This window comes from Lysobacter sp. MMG2 (genome assembly GCF_016735495.2).
In the GTDB taxonomy this organism is placed as follows: domain Bacteria; phylum Pseudomonadota; class Gammaproteobacteria; order Xanthomonadales; family Xanthomonadaceae; genus Lysobacter_J.
The window spans coordinates 132,313-151,075 of record NZ_JAERQY020000001.1 but is presented as its reverse complement, the minus strand read 5'-3'; the positions used below and the strand labels follow the sequence as shown (position 1 = coordinate 151,075).

Sequence of the window (18,763 nt, the reverse complement as noted above, 5' to 3'; positions counted from 1 at the left end):
GGTCGCCTTCCGATCCCGGGTGCCGTGATGTCCGCAAGCGAGTCGACAGCGCTGGCGCTGGTCTGGTTCCGCAATGACCTGCGGCTGGACGACAACCCCGCCTTGCAGGCCGCACTCGACAACGGCTACGTGCCGATCCCGGTCTACATCCATGCGCCGGACGAAGGCGGCGACTGGAAGCCCGGTGCGGCCTCCGACGCATGGCGGCATCGCTCGCTGGCCGCGCTGGACGGCGCGCTGCGCAAGCGCGGCTCGCACCTGCGCTACTTCTTCGGTCCGAGCCTGGCGACGCTGCAGTCGCTGATCGCGACCACGGGTGCCGAGGCGGTGTTCTGGAACCGTCGCTACGAACCGGCCTACGAGCGCCGCGATGCGAACATCAAGACCACGCTGCGCCAGCAGGGCCTGCGCGCGGAGAGCTTCAATGCCGCGTTGTTGTTCGAGCCGTGGATGGTGCGCAACAAGCAGGGGCAGCCGTTCAAGGTGTTCACGCCGTTCTGGAAGGCGCTGCTGGCGCAGTGGCAGCTGGGCTTGTGCTCCGATGCGGCGGGCCGACTGCCCTCGAGCGAAGAGGGGCCGTCCGGCGTGCCATTGGATGCGCTCCACCTGGCCCCGGAACGCGACTGGGATCGCGCCTTCTGGAACGAATGGACGCCGGGCGAGGAGGGCGCGCGCGCCGCGCTGGAAACCTTCGTCGACGGCGCGCTGCGCGGTTACGGCGAGCAGCGTGATCGCCCGGACCGCGTCGGCACGTCGCGCCTGTCGCCGCACCTTCACTTCGGCGAGATCGCGCCCTGGCGGGTGGCGTCCGTGCTGGAGCGCGAGCGCAGCGCCGCCAATGGCGGCGATGTCGACGCCTACCTGCGCGAACTGGGCTGGCGCGAATTCGCCTACCACCTGCTGCACCACTTCCCGGAAACGCCGGATCACAACTTCGACGCGCGGTTCAACGACTTCCCGTGGGCCAACGCATCGGAGGCCCGCATGGCCGACTGGCAACGCGGGGCCACCGGCGTTCCGATCATCGATGCCGGCATGCGCGAACTGTGGGCCACCGGCTGGATGCACAACCGCGTGCGCATGATCGTGGCGAGCTTCCTGACCAAGCACCTTCGCTACCACTGGCGGCACGGCGCGCGTTGGTTCTGGGACACGCTGGTCGACGCGGATCTGGCCAACAACACGCTCGGCTGGCAATGGGTCGCCGGCACGGGAGCGGATGCCGCGCCGTACTTTCGTGTGTTCAATCCGGTGCTGCAGGCGTCGAAGTTCGATCCCGATGGCCGTTACATCGCGCGCTGGCTGCCCGAACTGGCCGGGCTGCCGGTGCCACTGCGCTTCGCACCGTGGCAGGACCCGGCGGCCCTTCGGCGCGTCGCCCCGGACTATCCGCCGCAACCACTGGTGGACATGGGCGCCGGTCGCGACGCGGCGTTGGCGGCCTATCGCAAGCTGCGCGCCGGATGATCGCGTTGACGCTGCTTGCAGGGGCGTGATTCACTCGAACGAGGACGCACAGGAGAACGGATGGCCATGGCGCAGACGCGAGCAAGGGCACGCCGGCGCGGTCGCCGGGAACCGATGTCGCGGGTGGATACCGCCTGGCTGCGCATGGAGCGGCCGACCAATCCGATGATGATCACCGGCGTGCTGATGTTCGCCGAGCCGATGTCGCTGGAGCGCCTCAAGCGCGTGGTGAAGCAGCGCTTCCTGTCGTACCGGCGCTTCCGCCAAAAGGCCGTGGTCACCCCGTCCGGCGCACAGTGGGAAACCGATCTGAACTTCAACCTGGACTGGCACGTCCAGCATGCCGCGTTGCCGGGCCGGGGCGACAAGCGCACGCTGGAACGGTTCGTCAGCCAGTTGGCGTCTTCGGCGCTCAACCACGATCGCCCGCTCTGGCAGTTTCATCTGGTCGAACGCTATGAGGGTGGTGGCTCGGCGCTGGTAGCGCGCATCCATCACAGCTATGCCGACGGCATCGCGCTGGTGCAGGTGCTGCTCTCGCTGACCGACACCGGCCCCGATGCCGACGACGGCACCGAGCTGCCGCGCACCTGGCTCAAGCAGCAGCATGCCGGGGTGGCGCGTCGCGTCGGTGCCGTGGACCGCTACGTGCAACTGGGAAGCAAGGTCGTCGAAAAGGGATTGGAGATGTACCGCGATCCGACCCTCGCCGCGGTGCTGGCGAAGGAAGGCGGCGAGATCGCACGCGAGCTGCTCAATGCGCTGGCGCTTTCGGACGATCCACCGTCGTTGCTGCGCGGTCGCCTGGGCGTGAGCAAGCGCGTGGCCTGGGCCGAGCCGCTGGACCTGGAGGAAGTGAAAGCCGTCGGACGCGCGTGTGACTGCACCGTCAACGATGTGCTGATGGCCACCGCCGCCGGCGCGCTGCGCAGTTACATGATCGAGCGAGGTGACCACGTCGATGGCCTCACGCTGCGCGCCACGGTGCCGGTGAACCTGCGGCCGCTCGAACATGCACGCAAGCTGGGCAATCACTTCGGGCTGGTGTTCCTCGACCTGCCGGTGGGCGAGGGCAATCCGATCCGTCGACTGGAACGGGTCGCGCAGTGCATGGAAGACCTCAAACAATCGCGCCAGGCCATCGTTGCCTACGGGCTGCTCGCCGCGTTGGGCATGGCGCCGGCGTCGGTGCAGGGGCTCGCGCTGGAGCTTTTCAGCCGCAAGGCCACGGCGGTAGCGACCAACGTGCCTGGCCCGCAGCAGCCGCTTTATCTGGCCGGCTGCATGCTGCGCGAGATGATGTTCTGGGTGCCGCAGACCGGTTCGATCGGCGTGGGCATTTCGATCCTGAGCTACAACGGTCGCGTGCATTTTGGTCTGATCGCAGATGGTCGATTGATCCCCGATCCCGACGCAGTGATTCGCCGCTTCGGTGCGGAATTCGAGAAGCTGCTGTATCTGTCGCTGATGGGGAACTGGGACACGCGCCTGGATGCCGACGCCGCCGAAGCATTGATGCCTGCCGCAAACTGAATAAGCTGTGCGGTCGATCACTCCTAAAAGACGTGAACGTGGTTAGCTTGTGCCGCGTTCAGTTCCACCATTCGTCTTCCAAGGATCGACATATGAAGAATTTCCTCAAGGCCGCCTGCGTCGCCGTCGTCACCACTGCGCTGCTCGCGGGCTGTGCCACCGGCGGTGGCGGCTATTACGGTCAGCCGTATCCGCAGCAACAGCAGCCGCAGCCGCAGGGTCAGCAGCAGGGCATGAGCAAGACCAGCAAGGGCGCGATCATCGGCGCGCTCGCCGGTGTCGCCGCCGGCCTGCTCAGCGGCGATGACGCCACCGAGCGTCGTCAACGCGCGCTGGTCGGTGCAGGCGTCGGCGGCCTGGCCGGTGCGGCCATCGGCAACTACCAGGATCGCCAGGAAGCCGCGCTGCGCCAGCAGACCGCCGGCACCGGCGTCGACGTGGTCCGCCAGGGCAACAACATCACGCTCAACATGCCCAGCGGCATCACCTTCGACTTCGACAAGTCGAACCTGAAGCCGGAGTTCTATCCGGTGCTCGACAACGTCGCGCGCACGCTGCAGGAATACAACCAGACCGTCATCGAGGTCGCCGGCCACACCGACAGCATCGGCAGCGATGCCTACAACCAGAAGCTGTCGGAGCAGCGCGCCAACTCGGTCGCCAGCTACCTGCAGAGCCGCGGCCTGAATCGCGAGCGCTTCATCGTCGTCGGCGCCGGCAAGACCCGTCCGATCGCCAGCAACGACACCGAAGCCGGCCGCGCGCAGAACCGCCGCGTCGAGATCACGCTGGTGCCGATCCAGTCCTGATCCGAACCGCAATCGAACAAGGAACGGGCCGCACGAGCGGCCCGTTTTCTTTGTGCGGGGGCGGAGCGGTCCGGCGATAAAGAAAAAGCCCGCTTTCGCGGGCTTCTTCATTCGAACGGTGGAGCGTTCGATCAGTTGTGGCTGTGCACGTCGTGCAGATCGCGCAGCTTGCTCTCGCGCGAGCCGAAGTAGGCGGCGAGGTCGGCGATCTGCTGGTCGGTCAGTTCCTTCGCCTGGCTCGACATCAGCGCGTGTTCGCGGTCGCCGTCGCGGTAGGCCTGCAGCGAGTGCGCGATGTAGTCGTAGTACTGGCCGGCGAGCTTGGGGTAGGTCTCGTCGATCGGGGCGTTGCCTTCGGCGCCGTGGCAGTCCACGCAGGACTGGCCGGTGGCCTTGCCCTTGGTCTGGGCCAGCTTCTCGCCGGAGGCGATATGACCGGCCGGCAGGCCGGCGGACGAGGAGGTGTGGCCTTCGGCGCGGTCGGCCGCCGAATGCTCGGCCGGCGTGTCGCCGCCGGAGCAGCCGACGAGCGCAATGGAAGCGAGCAGGGCGATGGCGAGGATCTTGTTCGTCATGGTCGTGCTCACTTCACGGTCGAAAGGAAAGCGGCGATGTCGGCGATGTCCTGGTCGGAGAAGCTCTGCGACTGGGCCTGCATCGTCGGATGCTTGCGCGTTCCCTTCTTGTATTCGGTCAGCGCGTTGGTCAGGTACAGCTCCGACTGCCCGCCGATTTTCGGGACGTGGTAGTTCGGATACGCGTTCTTGTAGCCGGTGACGCCGTGGCAGCCCTGGCAGGTATAGGTCAACTGCTTGCCCCTGGCAGCGTCGCCCTTGAGCGGGGCCGGGGTCGTCGTCGCGGCCGGAGCGGCAGCAGCGGCGGGAGCCTGGGCATCCTGTGCCGACGCGCTGAACGCGGCGGTGGTCAGGACGAAGCAGGCGGCGATCATCAGCGGTCGCATCATGTCGTAGTCCGCAATCTCGAATGGCTAGCGAAAGGTTTCTGAAGCTGGCTGCGCGCGGCGCCCTGTTAAGCCTGCCGCACATAAGTCGGCAAGTATAGCCTGCGATCCCATTGCAACGAAGTCGCCCCTTACTGCATCGAAGATGGGTGCGTGCCGCATTGCGATGTTCGATCGGCTAACGCACGACGTGGCTCCAGTCACCATGACCTTCGGCGGATGGAGGGTTTCTGGGGCGGTGATATACCTATATACAACACCGGCACAAAGGCCGGTCATCAGCCACCTTGGGGTCCAATTCATGCGTCACTTCACCCGAAATCGCAGCCGTGGTCTCGCCCGCGCCGCTGTCGTCCTGTTGCCGTGCCTGTTGCTGCTCAGCGCCTGCAAGGGCGGGGGCGAAGGCGAGGCCCAGGCCAAGGCCGGGGAGGACAAGAAGGGTCCCGAAGCCGTGCCGGTCGAGGTCGCCAAGGCCTCCCGTCGCGCCGTCGCCGCCAGCTACACCGGCACCGCGCCGCTGGAGCCGGTGGCCGAGTCGCAGGTGGTCGCCAAGACCTCGGGCGTTGCCCTCAACGTGATGGTCGAGGAAGGTCAGCAGGTCCGCGCCGGCCAGAGCCTGGTGCGTCTGGATTCGGCCCGCTCCGAGCTGGCCGCCGCGCAGACCGCCGCGCAGATGCGCAAGCTCGAGGCCAACTACGCCCGCGCCAAGCAGATGGCCGACCAGAAGCTGCTCAGCGCCAACGACAACGACCAGCTCCGTTTCGATCTTGAAGAAGCCCGCGCCGCCAATCGCATGGCGAACCTGGAGCTGTCCTACGCCAGCGTCGAAGCGCCGATCTCCGGCGTGATCGCCTCGCGTTCGATCAAGACCGGCAACTTCGTCCAGATCAACACGCCGATCTTCCGCATCGTCGACACCTCGCGCCTGGAGGCCACGCTCAACGTGCCCGAGCGCGAGCTGGTGACGCTCAAGGCCGGCCTCCCGGTCGCGCTGGTCGTCGACGCCCTGCCGGGCAAGACCTTCCAGGGCACGGTGGATCGCGTTTCGCCGGTGGTCGATTCGGGCAGCGGCACCTTCCGCGTCGTGTGCGCGTTCAAGGGCGACGGCATCCTGCAGCCGGGCATGTTCGGCCGCATCAAGATCGACTACGACCAGCGCGCCGACGCCCTCGTCGTACCGCGCGTGGCGCTGCTGGAAGACGACGGCGACCCGGCGGTGTTCGTGGTCACCGGCGACAAGACCAAGCGCGTGCCGGTCAAGCTGGGTTACATGGACGGTTCGTGGGCCGAAGTCCGCGAAGGCGTGAAGGAAGGCGAGCAGGTCGTGATCGCGGGCAAGACCGCGCTGCGCGACGGCTCGGTGGTGCAGGTGCTGGGCCAGCCGCAGGCGAAGAAGCCCGAAGTCGCCTCGGTCGCCAAGTCCGACAACAAGCAGTAATCGCGGAGAGCGAACGTGACGCAACCTGCGCACACACCTGGTTTCAACCTGGTGGAGTTCTCCACGCGCCGTCGAGTGACGGTGATGATGGTGACCCTCACCTTCGTGCTCTTCGGATTCATCGCGTTGGGCGACCTCAAGGTCAACCTGCTGCCTGACCTGAGCTACCCCACGCTGACGGTGCGCACCGAATACACCGGTGCCGCGCCGTCGGAAATCGAGACCTTGATCAGCGAGCCGGTCGAAGAGGCCGTCGGCGTGGTCAAGGGGCTGCGCAAGCTCAAGTCGGTTTCGCGCACCGGGCAGAGCGATGTCGTGCTCGAGTTCGCCTGGGGCACCGACATGGACCAGGCCAGCCTGGAAGTCCGCGACAAGATGGAAGTGCTGCAGCTGCCGCTGGAGGCCAAGGCCCCGGTGCTGCTGCGCTTCAATCCGTCGACCGAGCCGATTCTGCGCATCGCGCTGTCGCCCAAGACCGAGGCGACGAGCGACACCGAAGCCATGCGCCAGCTCACCGCGCTGCGCCGCTATGCCGACGACGACCTGAAGAAGAAGCTCGAGCCGGTCGAGGGCGTGGCTGCGGTGAAGGTCGGCGGCGGCCTGGAAGATGAAATCCAGGTCGACATCGACCAGCAGAAGATCGCGCAGCTGAACCTGCCGATCGACACCGTCATCCAGCGTCTGCAGCAGGAGAACATCAACATCTCCGGCGGCCGCCTGGAAGAAGGCTCGCAGCGTTACCTCGTGCGCACGGTGAACCAGTTCGCCAACGTGCCCGAGATCCGCGAGATGCTCGTCACCACGCAGAGCGGCGGCGACGGCGCGGCCGCGAGCGCGGCGGCGCAGATGGCCGCGATCGCGGCGCAGACCGGTTCGGCCGAAGCGATGGCCGCGGCGGCCTCGGTGCAGAGCGCCAACTCCGCCGGCGGCGCGACTGTCGCCGGTGGCATGCCCGTGCGCCTGAAGGACGTCGCCGACGTGCGCCAGGGCTTCAAGGAACGCGAGGCGATCATCCGCCTGGCGGGCAAGGAAGCGGTCGAACTGGCGATCTACAAGGAAGGCGATGCGAACACCGTCGCCACTGCCGACGCCATCCAGAAGCGCCTGGACGAAATCAAGGAACAGGTGCCGCCGGACGTCGAGCTGACGACCATCGACGACCAGTCGACCTTCATCCGTCACGCCATCAGCGACGTCAAGTTCGACGCGGTGATCGGCGGCGCGCTGGCAATCCTGATCATCTTCCTGTTCCTGCGCGATGGCTGGAGCACGTTCGTTATCAGCCTGTCGCTGCCGGTGTCGATCATCACGACGTTCTTCTTCATGGGCCAGATGGGCCTGAGCCTCAACGTCATGTCGCTCGGCGGCTTGGCGCTGGCGACCGGCCTGGTGGTGGACGACTCCATCGTCGTACTGGAAAGCATCGCCAAGGCGCGCGAACGCGGCCTGGGCGTGCTGGAAGCCGCCATCGCCGGCACGCGTGAAGTGAGCATGGCCGTGGTCGCGTCCACGCTGACCACCATCGCGGTGTTCCTGCCGCTGGTGTTCGTGCAGGGCATCGCTGGGCAGCTGTTCCGCGACCAGGCGCTGACCGTGGCGCTCGCGATCGGCATCTCGCTGATCGTGTCGATGACGTTGATCCCGATGCTGAGCGCGCTCAAGGGACGTCCGCCGATGGCCTTCCCGGAGGAAGCGCCGCATCCGCGCTGGGAGCCCAAGTCGAAGATCGGCATGCCGCTGGCCTACACGCAGCGCGGCATCGGCTGGACCCTGCGCACGTTCTTCTTCGGTATCGCGTGGTTGATCGTGCGCGCGTGGCGTGGCCTGGTCGCCGTGGTCGGCCCGGTCATGCGCGCCGCGAGCGATCTGGCGATGGCGCCGTACGGCCGCGCCGAACGCGGCTATCTGAAGCTGCTGCCGAGCGCGTTGAAGCGTCCGACGCTGGTGCTGGGTTCTGCCGCGGTGGCGTTCGCGTTGACGCTGTTGGCGGTGCCGTTGCTCGGCGCGGACTTGATCCCGCAGCTGGCGCAGGACCGCTTCGAGATGACCGTGAAGCTCCCGCCCGGCACGCCGCTGCGCGACACCGATGCACTGGTGCGCGAACTGCAGCAGAAGCACGCCAAGGACGACGGCATCCGCGCGCTGTACGGCGTGAGCGGCAGTGGCACGCGACTGGACGCCAATCCGACCGAAAGCGGCGAGAACATCGGCAAGCTCACCGTCGTGATGGAGAACGGCGGCAGCAAGGCGGTGGAAGCGGCCGAAACCGAACGCCTGCGTACGACGATGCAGTCGCATCCGGGCGCGCAGGTCGACTTCGCCCGTCCGGAGCTCTTCAGCTTCTCCACGCCGCTGGAAATCGAGCTGCGCGGTCAGGACCTGGAAGGCATCCAGCAGGCCGGCCAGCGCATGGCCGCACTGCTGCGCGCCAACCCGCACTACGCCGACGTGAAGTCGACGGTGGAAGAGGGCTTCCCGGAGATCCAGATCCGCTTCGACCAGGACCGCGCCGGTGCGCTCGGCCTGACCACGCGCCAGATCGCCGACGTGGTGGTGAAGAAGGTGCGCGGCGACGTCGCCACGCGCTACAGCTTCCGCGATCGCAAGATCGACGTGCTGGTGCGCGCACGCGAAACCGACCGTGCCTCCGTCGACAGCATCCGCCGCCTCATCGTGAACCCGGGCAGCAACCGTCCGGTCACGCTGGACTCGGTGGCGGACGTGGTCGCGACCACAGGCCCGAGCGAAATCCATCGCGCCGACCAGGTGCGTGTGGCGATCGTCTCGGCGAACCTGCGCGACATCGACCTGGGCACCGCCGTGCGCGAAGTCCAGGACATGGTGTCCAAGCAGCCCATCGGTGCCGGCGTCACCATGCACATCGGCGGGCAGGGCGAGGAACTGGCCGAATCGGTGAACGCGCTGCTGTTCGCGTTCGGCCTGGCGGTCTTCCTGGTGTACCTGGTGATGGCCTCGCAGTTCGAATCGCTGCTGCATCCGTTCGTCATCCTGTTCACCATTCCGCTGGCGCTGGTCGGTGCGGTGCTCGCGCTGCTGATCACCAACTCGCCGGTGTCGGTGGTGGTGTTCATCGGCCTGATCCTGCTGGTCGGCCTGGTGGTGAAGAACGCGATCATCCTGGTCGACAAGGTGAACCAGTTGCGCGAGGCGGGCGTTCCCAAGCGCGAGGCGCTGGTGGAAGGCGCGCGTTCCCGACTGCGCCCGATCATCATGACCACGACGTGCACGCTGTTCGGCTTCCTGCCGCTGGCGCTGGCCATGGGCGAGGGTGCCGAAGTGCGTTCGCCGATGGCGATCACCGTGATCGGCGGCCTGCTGGTCTCCACGCTGCTGACGCTGGTGGTGATCCCGGTGGTGTACGACCTGCTGGATCGCCGCCCGGACGAGTACTACGTCAAGCGTGCCAAGCGCACGCACGTCCCTTCGGGCGAGTCGGCGGAAGGCGCCGGCGGCCAGGTCGAGCCGGTCTGAGGAGCATGCCGACATGACCATTGCGGAGCTCAGCATCAAGCGGCCGGTCACGGCGATCATGTTCTTCGTGTCGCTGTTCGTGATCGGCCTGATCGCGGCGATCCGCCTGCCGCTTGAAGCCTTCCCGGAAGTCTCGCCGCCCTTCATCTTCGTCCAGGTTCCCTACACCGGCTCCACCCCCGAGGAGGTGGAGCGCACGCTGCTGCGTCCGGTGGAGGAAGCCCTGTCGACGATGACCGGCATCAAGCGCATGGACGCGAACGCCCGTGCCGACGGCGCCGAGATCTTCATGCAGTTCTCCGACTGGAACCGCGATGTGGCGATCGCGGCGTCGGAGGCGCGCGAGCGCATCGACGCGATCCGCGACGACCTGCCGGAGGACCTGCAGCGCTACAACGTCTTCAAGTTTTCCACGACCGACGAGCCGGTCCTGCGCGTACGCCTGGCCAGCAAGAGCGACCTGACCGGCTCGTACGACATGATCGAGCGCGAATTCAAGCGCCGCATCGAGCGCATTCCGGGCGTGGCGCGCGTGGACGTGACCGGCGCGGCGCCGAACGAGGTGGAGATCGCGATCGATCCCGATCGCCTGACCGCGCACAACCTCAGCCTCAACGAGCTCAACGAGCGGCTGAAGGCGGTGAACTTCTCCATCTCCGCCGGCCAGATCGACGATGGCGGTCGCCGTCTGCGCGTGCAGCCGGTGGGTGAGATCGCCGACCTGCAACAGCTGCGCGACCTGGTCATCAACAACGCCGGCGTTCGCCTGGGCGACATCGCACAGGTGCGCCTGAAGCCGCAGCGCATGAATTACGGGCGCCGTCTCGACGGCCGTCCGGCGATCGGCCTGGACATCTTCAAGGAACGCAACGCGAACCTGGTCGATGTGTCCAGCAAGGCATTGGCGGAAGTGGAGGCGATCCGCAAGCAGCCCGAGCTGAGCGACATCCGCATCATCATCATCGACAACCAGGGCGATAACGTCACCAAGTCGCTGCTGGAACTGGCCGAGGCCGGCGGCATCGGCTTGCTGCTGTCGATCGCGGTGCTGTTCTTCTTCCTGCGCCACTGGCCGTCGACGCTGATGGTGACCCTGGCCATCCCGATCTGCTTCGTGATGACGCTGGGCTTCATGTACTTCACCGGCGTCACGCTCAACATCCTGTCGATGATGGGCCTGCTGCTGGCGGTGGGCATGCTGGTGGACAACGCGGTCGTGGTGGTGGAAAGCATCTACCAGGAACGCGAGCGCATGCCGGACAACCCGGTGGGTGCGTCGATCCTGGGCACCAAGCACGTCGCCATCGCGCTGTCGGCGGGCACGCTGTGCCACTGCATCGTGTTCCTGCCGAACCTGTTCGGCGAGCGCAACTTCCTGAGCATCTACCTGTCGCAGATCGCGATCACGATCTCGGTGTCGCTGCTGGCCTCGTGGCTGGTGGCGGTGAGCCTGATCCCGATGATCTCCGCGCGACTGAAGACGCCGCCGGCGGTGAGGTCGGAACACGGCCTGATCCCGCGCATGCAGAAGCGCTATGCGACGTTCCTGCGCTGGACGCTGGAACACCGCGGCAAGGCCGTGCTCGGCATCCTGCTGATCATCGCCGTCAGCATCGTGCCGTTCATGCTGACCAAGAAGAACATGTTCGGTGGCGACGACGGCACCGAGACGAACATCTTCTACCAGTGGAAGGGCGCGTACACCAAGGAGCAGATGTCGGACGAGATCCTCAAGATCGAGAAGTTCCTCGACGGCAACCGCAAGAAGTACAACATCACCCAGATCTACTCGTATTACAGCGAGCAGGGTTGGGGTGGTACGCGCATCACCTTCGACGTCGCCAAGATCAGCGAGTCCAAGGGCATCATCGAGCAGCTTCGCAAGGACCTGCCGAAGTCGGCCCGCGCCAACATCGGCATCGGCAACCAGGGCGGTGGCGGCGGTGGCGGCGGTCCCGGCCAGAACGTGCAGGTGCAGCTGGTGGGCGATTCGACCGAGACGCTGGTCGAGCTGGCCAACGACATCGTGCCCATTCTCGCCAAGCGCAAGGAACTGCGCGATGTGCGCGTGGACATCGGCGACCAGAACAGCGAGCTGTCGGTGCGCGTGGATCGTGAGCGTGCGGCGTCCTTCGGCTTCAGCGCGCAGGAAGTGGCGAGCTTCGTCGGCCTGGCACTGCGCGGCGCACCGCTGCGCGAGTTCCGTCGCGGCGACACCGAGGTTCCGGTGTGGGTCCGTTTCGCCGGCGCCGAGAAGTTCGGCATGGAAGACGTCGCCAGCTTCACCGTGCGCGCGCCGGACGGCCGCACCGTTCCGTTGCTGGCGATGGTGGACGTGGCGATCAAACCGTCGGCCACGCAGATCCAGCGCGCGAACCGGCAGACGACGGTCGCCATCCAGGCCAACCTCGGCGAGAAGGTCACCGTGCCCGAAGCGCGCAAGGCGATGGAGGAAGTGCTCAAGTCGGTGGCGTTCCCGGCCGGCTACAACTTCACCTTCGAGTCCGGCGCCTTCGAGGACGAGGCCGAAGCGAACAAGCAGATGATGTTCAACCTGCTGATCGCGCTGATCATGATCTACGTGGTGATGGCGGCGGTGTTCGAGTCGCTGCTGTTCCCCTCGGCCATCATGAGCGGCGTGTTGTTCTCGGTGTTCGGCGTGTTCTGGCTGTTCTGGCTCACCGGCACGGAGTTCAACATCATGGCCTTCATCGGCATCCTGGTGCTGATGGGCGTGGTGGTGAACAACGGCATCGTGATGATCGAGCACATCAACAACCTGCGGCGTCGCGGCCTGTCGCGCACCGACGCGCTGGTGGAAGGCAGCAAGGAACGCCTGCGCCCGATCCTGATGACGATGGGCACGGCGATCCTGGCGATGGTGCCGATCTCGCTGACGCAGACGCAGATCGGTGGCGACGGTCCGGCGTACTACCCGATGGCGCGCGCGATTGCCGGCGGTCTGGCGTTCTCCACCGTGGTGAGCCTGCTGTTCCTGCCGACGATCTACGCGATGCTCGACGATCTGCGCACCAATACCGCGCGCATGGTCCGTCGCGCGCGGGGGAAGCAGGTGGAAGGTCCGACCGGTGGCGCGACGATCACCGCACTCTCGGTGGATTGATTCGCGCAGTGGCACGGAAATGAAAAGGGCCGGAGTGGAAGCTCCGGCCCTTTTTCTTGCAAGCCTTGCGGCGTCGTATCAGCCCAGCAAGCGCCCGCCAATGCGGAACACGCCCACCCATGCGCCGATCGCCGAGCCCAGGTTGGTCAGCAGGAACGTCACCAGCACGCGCGCCACGCGGTTGCGATACCAGCCGCGCACGCTCTGCACGTCGTCGCGCAGGGACATGAAGTCGGCATAGGTCGGCTTGCGGATGCGCGCCTCGGTGAGTGCGCTGAAGGTGCCGGTGGGCACGCCCAGGCGGAACGGCTTGAGCGGCGCGAACACCGCGGCCGTCAGGATGCTCAGCGGATGCGCCGTCGCCAGCGCGCAGCCGATGGCAGCGAAGCCGGCGGTGCAGGCGACCCATTGCAGCAGCAGATCGGCGCCCATGGCGAAACCGCCGCGCCAGATGCCCACGCCGATGCCGGCGGCGATCAGCGCCACGACGATGATGCCCAGCCACGGCGTGCGGCTCTTCTTGCGAACGGATTCCAGTTCGGTGCGGATCGCTTCGGGATCGCGCGTTTCTTCGCGCAGGTGACGGGCCAGTCCCTGCAGGTGGCCGGCGCCGACCACCGCCAATACTTCGCGCGCGTCGCCGTGCGTTTCGCGCAGGCGCGCGGCCATGTAGCGGTCGCGCTCGGCGATGACGGCTTCGTAGAGTTCCGGGCTGTCGCTGGCGAATTCGCTGAAACTCGATTCGAGCATGTCGCCCTGCTTGAGCTTCTCGATGTCGGCTTCGCCTACTTCCTCATCGACGAAGAGCGCGGTGATCAGGCCCGAGGCGAGCTTGATGCGACCCCAGAAACCGAGCCCCGCACTCGCGCGCTTGAAGGTCAGGCCGACGTCGCGATCGATCAGGTGCACGGGCAGGTCGCGTTCGCGCGCTTCCAGCACGGCGCGCTTGAGCTCGGCGCCGGGCTCGATGCCCAACTGCTCGGCCAGGCGTCGCTGGTAGGCGGCCAGCGCGAGGTTGGCGGCGAACAACGCGGTCTTGCCTTTCCGGATGACCTCGACCAGGTCCATCCGCGCCATCGCATCCGGGTCGGTCAGCGCCTGCAGGCGCTGCGGGTCCAGTTCGACCGCCACCGCGTCGAAGGCGCCGCTGACCACGGCATCGCGCACGGCCTCCACGCTCGCCAGCGAGACGTGTGCGGTGCCCAGCAGGGTGTAGCGGACGCCGTCGCGTTCGACGATGGCGTGGGGCTGGCTTTCGAGCAACGCCTGCAGCGACTCAGACATCGGGCCGCCCGACGGAACGGGTGGAGGGCAGAGCGGGGATGTGCATCAGCGGTCCTGCAGCAAGACGGCGCCCCGGGGGCGCCGTCGGTGGAAATCGGTTGCAGGAAGCTTAGGGCCTCATTCGGGACCGGGCAATGAACCCGCGTCTCAGGCCACGCCGAAGGGCAGGTTCGGCGTGGAAACCAGGCGGTCGCCGACCGTTTCGCCGCGCAGGAAGCGCATCACGGCGGCGATCACCGCATCGTCTTCCAGCACGCGCCGGTGACCCAGGCCACGGGTGGTCAGCAGGCGCGAGTCGGGCCAGTAACGGGCATAACGCTCGCCTTCGGACCAGGGCACGTCGCGGTCCTCCAGGTCGTGCACGATCAGCGCGGGCCGGCCGATCAGCGGCGCGGTGTGGTGCGCCTGCTGTTCGTCGAATGTCAGGCCGATGCGGCTTTCGAAGTAGTCGAACATGCGTTGCACGAGTGAACGCCCGATCCACAGCAGGTCCGCGAAACGCTCCGCCGCGGCCACCGGGTCGGCCGCTGGCGCGATCAAGACGGCGCGTTCGGCCTGCAGCCCGCGCGCGAGGGCGTTCGCCGTCGCCGCGCCGCCGAGCGAATGTCCGATCACGACTGCCGCCGGTCCAAAGTGCGCGCCGACCGCGAGCAGATGACGGGTGAAGCAGGGCAGTGTCGCCTGATCGCCGGGGCTGCGGCCGTGTGCGGGCTGATCGAAGGCCACCACGGCGTAACCGGCCTGCCGCAGGCGCGGCAGCCATGCGGCGACGCGCGTGCCGTGGCTGGACCAGCCATGCGCGAAAAGCACGTAGGGCTGGCGGCGCGGATCGCCCCAGACGTAGGCGGTCACGGTGTGGCCGTCGACCTCGATGCTGTCCTCGCGCGCGCCGAAGGTGGGCGCTGCCAGAGCGCGGCTGCGGGAGGAGGGCAGCGGCGTGCAGAACAGGCGGGCGGCCCGGACGAGGGTCGCCCGCGGCGCCACCAGACTGCCGACCGCGAACCACAGCCTCAGTCCATACAATCCGGTTACTTTACGAACGGTCGTGCTAATTTTGGCGATGAGCGGGTACACGGTGGGGCCTCCGTGGGGGAGTCAGGCGGTGGGGGCGTAGGAGCGGAACAGCCGCTCGAGCGCGCGGCGGCCGTGGTCGGCGGCAGTATCGAAACCGAACAGGCCGGCATCGTGATGGACGGCGAGGGCCAGGGCGTACAACTCGAAGGCCATCTGGTCGGCGTCGGTGTCGGCGGAAAGCTCGCCGGTCTCGATCGCCAGGCCCACGGCGCGGGCGACTTCCACCCGCCAGCGACGTTCATGCTGGACGAGGCGATCGCGCAGCGGGCCGGGACGGTCGTCGTACTCGCTGGCGGCGCTGAGCAGCAGGCAGCTGCCTTCGGACTGCCGGACCCAGTCGTACCAGGCCTCGAGGACCGCGCGCAGGCGTGCCAGCCCGCGCGGTTGCTTCAGCGCGGGGCGCAGGACGAAGTCGACGAAACGCTCGCCAGCGGCATCGAGCACGGCCAGTTGCAGGTCTTCGCGGGAGCCGAAGTGGGCGAACACGCCGCTCTTCGACATGCCCACCGCCTGCGCCAATGGTCCGATCGACAGGCCTTCCAGCCCGGCCGCGCAGGCGATGCCGTAGGCCCGGTCGATGATGGCCTCACGGGTGGCGGCGCCTTTGCTGGTGGCGGTCAGAACAGTCATGGCGGGAAAATAGCACGGCCGTTCGTTTTATTTTGACCGTTCGTCGGGCCCGGGAGACCAGCCTCGCCAGTGGAGCCCGCCTGCGCCGTCCCGGCGGCGGGCGACGAATTCGTCATAGGTCGAGCCCGGCGGGGCCTGGCACTGGAAGACATCATGGTCCCGGGCCATCTCCTGGGGCTCGGGCCACCAGGGGCGCTCCAGCCGTTGCGGAGCGGCCTGCGAGGCATGGATCGGCCTGCAATGAGGCGGAAGCGGCCTCCGCTCCGGCGGGCAGGTCGAATGCCAGCGCGCTCATGCTCGTGTCGACCTCGTGCACTTCGCGCAGCGGGTAGCGCCCGCCGGCACCCAGTCGGGAATCCAGCCGCGGCGGATCGCGCCGTCGGCGACGGCATCGGACATCGACGGATAGAACGCGTCCTGGACCATGTCGTCGATACAGCCCGACGCCGCCAACGCCGCCGCCAGAACGACGGCCACCCGCAAGACGCGCTCGCGCATCTAGGCGTCCTCGACGGCGCTTTCGTTGCCTTTCCCCAACGCTCGTTGCATCTGCACCGTGTCCAGCCAGCGCCCGTGTTTGCGGCCGAGTCCCTGGAAGACGCCGACGGTACGGAAGCCAAGCTTCTCGTGCAGGGCAATCGAAGCCAGGTTGGTCACGTCGCCCACGACCGCGACCATCTGCCGCAGGCCGAGCGCCGTGCAGTCGTCGATCAGCCGCTGCAGCAGTGCGCGTCCGACGCCGCGTCCAACGTGGTCGGGGTGCACGTAGACGGTGTCCTCGACGGTCCAGCGATAGCCCTCGCGTGTGCGATAGCTGCTGACGTAGGCATAGCCGGCGAACACGCCGTTGCGCTCCGCCACCAGATACGGATAGCCCTGCGCGACCACGGCCTGCCAGCGACGCGCCATCTCTGCCGCGTCCGGCTCGTCGTATTCGTAGGTGGCGACGTGGTCGCGGACTTCCTGCGCGTACAGCGCGGTGATGGCCGGCAGGTCGGCGACGACTGCAGCGCGGATGCGCAGGTCGGCTTGCGGCGCGGCGGACTCGGAGGCGGGCGTGGGCATGCCGACAAGCCTAACCGGCGCGGGCGCCGGTTGCCTGGTCAGCCCAGCAGCGGTGCGACCTCGCGTGCGTAATCGGCGAAGCGACGCGGCGCGCGGCCGGTGATGCGTTCGATGTCGCCGGTGACCAGGGCCGCTTCGCCGCTGCGGAAGTAGCGTTCCAGGTCGATCAGTCGATCGGCGATCTCGTCGGGCAGGCCCCAGTCGGCCATGCCGTAGCGCAGCTCGTTGGGCGGCAGGGCGACGTGCGTGATCGTGCGGCCGAGTGCATGCGATAGCGTTTCGGCGAGTTCGTCGTACGTGAAGGCGTCAGGTCCCGTGAGCGTGTAGGCATGGCCCGCGTGCTGGCCGGGGTGCAGCAGCGCCTGCACCGCGACAGCCGCGATGTCGCGCACGTCGACGTGGCTGATCCGCGCGTCGTCGCTGGCGCTGTAGAACGCCGATTCGGTGCGGATCGTCGGGCTCATGAAGGTCATGACGTTCTGCATGAAGCTGTTCGGGCGCAGGAACGTCCAGCCGATGCCGCTGGCCTCTATCGCCATCTCGATCGGCCGATGCACCTGCGCCAGGCTGTAGTCCTCGCCCTGCGCGCCCATCACCGATTGCTTGACGATGTGGCGAATGCCTGCGGAACGCGCCGCGTCGACGGCGGCCAGTTCCAGTTCCGTCTGGTCGACGGCGTTGTGCCCGAGCAGGAACAGCGACTCGCAGCCGGCGAACGCCTCGCGCAGCGAATCGGGGTCTTCGAAGTCGATGAGCGCGACGTCGATGCCCTGGGCGCGGGCGGCGTCGGCCTTGTCGTCGGAATGGAAGGCGGCGCGGATCGGCGCGCCGGCGGCCTGCAACTGGGCGAGGACTTCGCTGCCGAGCGTGCCACCGGCACCGGTGATGCAGATCATGCCCGCCGCTCCCATCAGGATTGGAGCGGCGAAATTAGCGACCCTGGGGTGACCGCCTCGTGGAGGCGGCACGCAGGCGGTCAGTCGCGATAGCGCTTGAGCAAGTCGCCGTACGCGTCGATGCGGCGGTCGCGCAGGAACGGCCAGATGCGACGCACGTGTTCGCTGCGTTCCATGTCGACTTCGGCCATCAGGATCTCGGGCTCGTCCGTCTTCGCCTCGGCGAGGAATTCACCCTGCGGCCCCAGCACATGGCTACTGCCCCAGAACTGGATGCCGGACGTACCCAGCGGTGAGGTTTCGTGGCCCACACGATTGCAACTGAGCACGGGCAACCCGTTGGCGACGGAGTGGCCGCGATGGCTGAGGATCCAGGCATTGCGCTGGCGGTCCTTCTCGGCCTGTTCGTCGTCCGGGTCCCAGCCGATGGCGGTCGGGTAGAGCAGCAGCTCCGCCCCGGCCAGCGCCATCAGGCGCGCGCCTTCGGGGTACCACTGGTCCCAGCACACCATCAGGCCGAGACGGCCGACGGAGGTGTTGATCGGCTCGAAACCGATGTCGCCCGGCGTGAAATAGAACTTCTCGTAGAAGCCCGGATCGTCCGGAATGTGCATCTTGCGGTACTTGCCGGCGACGCTGCCGTCGGCTTCGAACACCACCGCGGTGTTGTGGTACAGACCGGTCGCACGCTTCTCGAACAGCGAGCTGACCAGCACCACGCCATGCTGCTTGGCCAGCGGGCCCAGGCGCTGCGTGCTCGGGCCGGGGATGGTTTCGGCCAGGTCGAATTCGCGCACGTCCTCGTGCTGGCAGAAGTACGGGCCGTTGTGCAGCTCCTGCAGCAGCACGAGCTTGGCGCCACGCTTGGCGGCCTCGGCCACGCGCTGCTCGATCACCGACAGGTTCGCTTCGGCGTCGCCGTGGTTGCGCTCCTGGATCAGCGCTACGGGGAGGGTGGTTTTCTTCATCTTCATCCCGGAATCGTGGTTC

General features: G+C 67.2%; 15 protein-coding genes. 6 read left to right on the top strand and 9 right to left on the bottom strand.

Going from position 1 to position 18,763, the window contains the following annotated elements; translation table 11 throughout:
* Positions 1-27 precede the first annotated feature (27 nt).
* From JI752_RS00705 to JI752_RS00695, 3 genes are all read left to right on the top strand, one after another.
* Positions 28-1,467, top strand: coding sequence for a deoxyribodipyrimidine photo-lyase (locus JI752_RS00705; RefSeq protein WP_216958014.1), 1,440 nt, complete (start codon positions 28-30; stop codon positions 1,465-1,467).
* A 114-nt stretch (positions 1,468-1,581) separates the two neighbouring features.
* Positions 1,582-3,000: a wax ester/triacylglycerol synthase family O-acyltransferase gene (locus JI752_RS00700; RefSeq protein WP_254200125.1), complete on the top strand. Its 1,419-nt coding sequence runs from the start codon at positions 1,582-1,584 to the stop codon at positions 2,998-3,000.
* A 92-nt stretch (positions 3,001-3,092) separates the two neighbouring features.
* The gene (locus tag JI752_RS00695; RefSeq protein ID WP_216958010.1) at positions 3,093-3,809 is read left to right on the top strand and encodes an OmpA family protein; all 717 of its coding nucleotides are present in this window, start codon (positions 3,093-3,095) and stop codon (positions 3,807-3,809) included.
* 131 nt (positions 3,810-3,940) lie between these two features.
* On the opposite strand, the gene JI752_RS00690 is transcribed toward JI752_RS00695, so the two are convergent.
* Positions 3,941-4,384, bottom strand: coding sequence for a cytochrome c (locus JI752_RS00690; RefSeq protein ID WP_216958008.1), 444 nt, complete (start codon positions 4,382-4,384; stop codon positions 3,941-3,943).
* Between the two features lie 8 nt (positions 4,385-4,392).
* The gene (locus JI752_RS00685) at positions 4,393-4,770 is read right to left on the bottom strand and encodes a cytochrome c (protein ID WP_216961687.1); all 378 of its coding nucleotides are present in this window, start codon (positions 4,768-4,770) and stop codon (positions 4,393-4,395) included.
* Between the two features lie 301 nt (positions 4,771-5,071).
* Here JI752_RS00685 and JI752_RS00680 point away from each other — a divergent pair, with 301 nt between their 5' ends.
* The 3 genes from JI752_RS00680 to JI752_RS00670 are packed head-to-tail and all read left to right on the top strand — an operon-like array spanning position 5,072 to position 12,824.
* Positions 5,072-6,208, top strand: coding sequence for an efflux RND transporter periplasmic adaptor subunit (locus JI752_RS00680; RefSeq protein WP_216958006.1), 1,137 nt, complete (start codon positions 5,072-5,074; stop codon positions 6,206-6,208).
* 15 nt (positions 6,209-6,223) lie between these two features.
* Positions 6,224-9,700 carry an efflux RND transporter permease subunit gene (locus JI752_RS00675; RefSeq protein ID WP_342315328.1) on the top strand — a complete coding sequence of 1,159 codons (3,477 nt, stop codon included), beginning with the start codon at positions 6,224-6,226 and terminating at the stop codon, positions 9,698-9,700.
* 13 nt (positions 9,701-9,713) lie between these two features.
* Positions 9,714-12,824 (top strand): efflux RND transporter permease subunit, encoded by a 3,111-nt coding sequence (locus JI752_RS00670; RefSeq protein ID WP_216958004.1) that lies wholly within the window; start codon positions 9,714-9,716, stop codon positions 12,822-12,824.
* A gap of 78 nt (positions 12,825-12,902) precedes the next feature.
* Here the strand turns inward: JI752_RS00670 and JI752_RS00665 are convergent, their stop codons facing one another.
* From JI752_RS00665 to JI752_RS00635, 7 genes are all read right to left on the bottom strand, one after another.
* Positions 12,903-14,108 carry a TraB/GumN family protein gene (locus JI752_RS00665; RefSeq protein ID WP_216958002.1) on the bottom strand — a complete coding sequence of 402 codons (1,206 nt, stop codon included), beginning with the start codon at positions 14,106-14,108 and terminating at the stop codon, positions 12,903-12,905.
* Between the two features lie 147 nt (positions 14,109-14,255).
* Entirely contained in the window at positions 14,256-15,182 is a 927-nt protein-coding gene (locus JI752_RS00660) for an alpha/beta fold hydrolase (RefSeq protein WP_342315330.1), read from the bottom strand.
* A 21-nt stretch (positions 15,183-15,203) separates the two neighbouring features.
* Positions 15,204-15,812 (bottom strand): TetR/AcrR family transcriptional regulator, encoded by a 609-nt coding sequence (locus tag JI752_RS00655; RefSeq protein ID WP_216958000.1) that lies wholly within the window; start codon positions 15,810-15,812, stop codon positions 15,204-15,206.
* Between the two features lie 291 nt (positions 15,813-16,103).
* A complete protein-coding gene (locus tag JI752_RS00650; protein ID WP_216957997.1) occupies positions 16,104-16,310 on the bottom strand; it encodes a hypothetical protein in 207 nt (68 codons plus the stop codon).
* Positions 16,311-16,877, bottom strand: coding sequence for a GNAT family N-acetyltransferase (locus JI752_RS00645; protein ID WP_216957996.1), 567 nt, complete (start codon positions 16,875-16,877; stop codon positions 16,311-16,313). It abuts the gene before it with no gap.
* A 38-nt stretch (positions 16,878-16,915) separates the two neighbouring features.
* Entirely contained in the window at positions 16,916-17,773 is an 858-nt protein-coding gene (locus JI752_RS00640) for an SDR family oxidoreductase (protein WP_216957994.1), read from the bottom strand.
* 80 nt (positions 17,774-17,853) lie between these two features.
* Positions 17,854-18,741: a carbon-nitrogen hydrolase gene (locus JI752_RS00635; RefSeq protein WP_216961680.1), complete on the bottom strand. Its 888-nt coding sequence runs from the start codon at positions 18,739-18,741 to the stop codon at positions 17,854-17,856.
* Between the last annotated feature and the right edge of the window lie 22 nt (positions 18,742-18,763).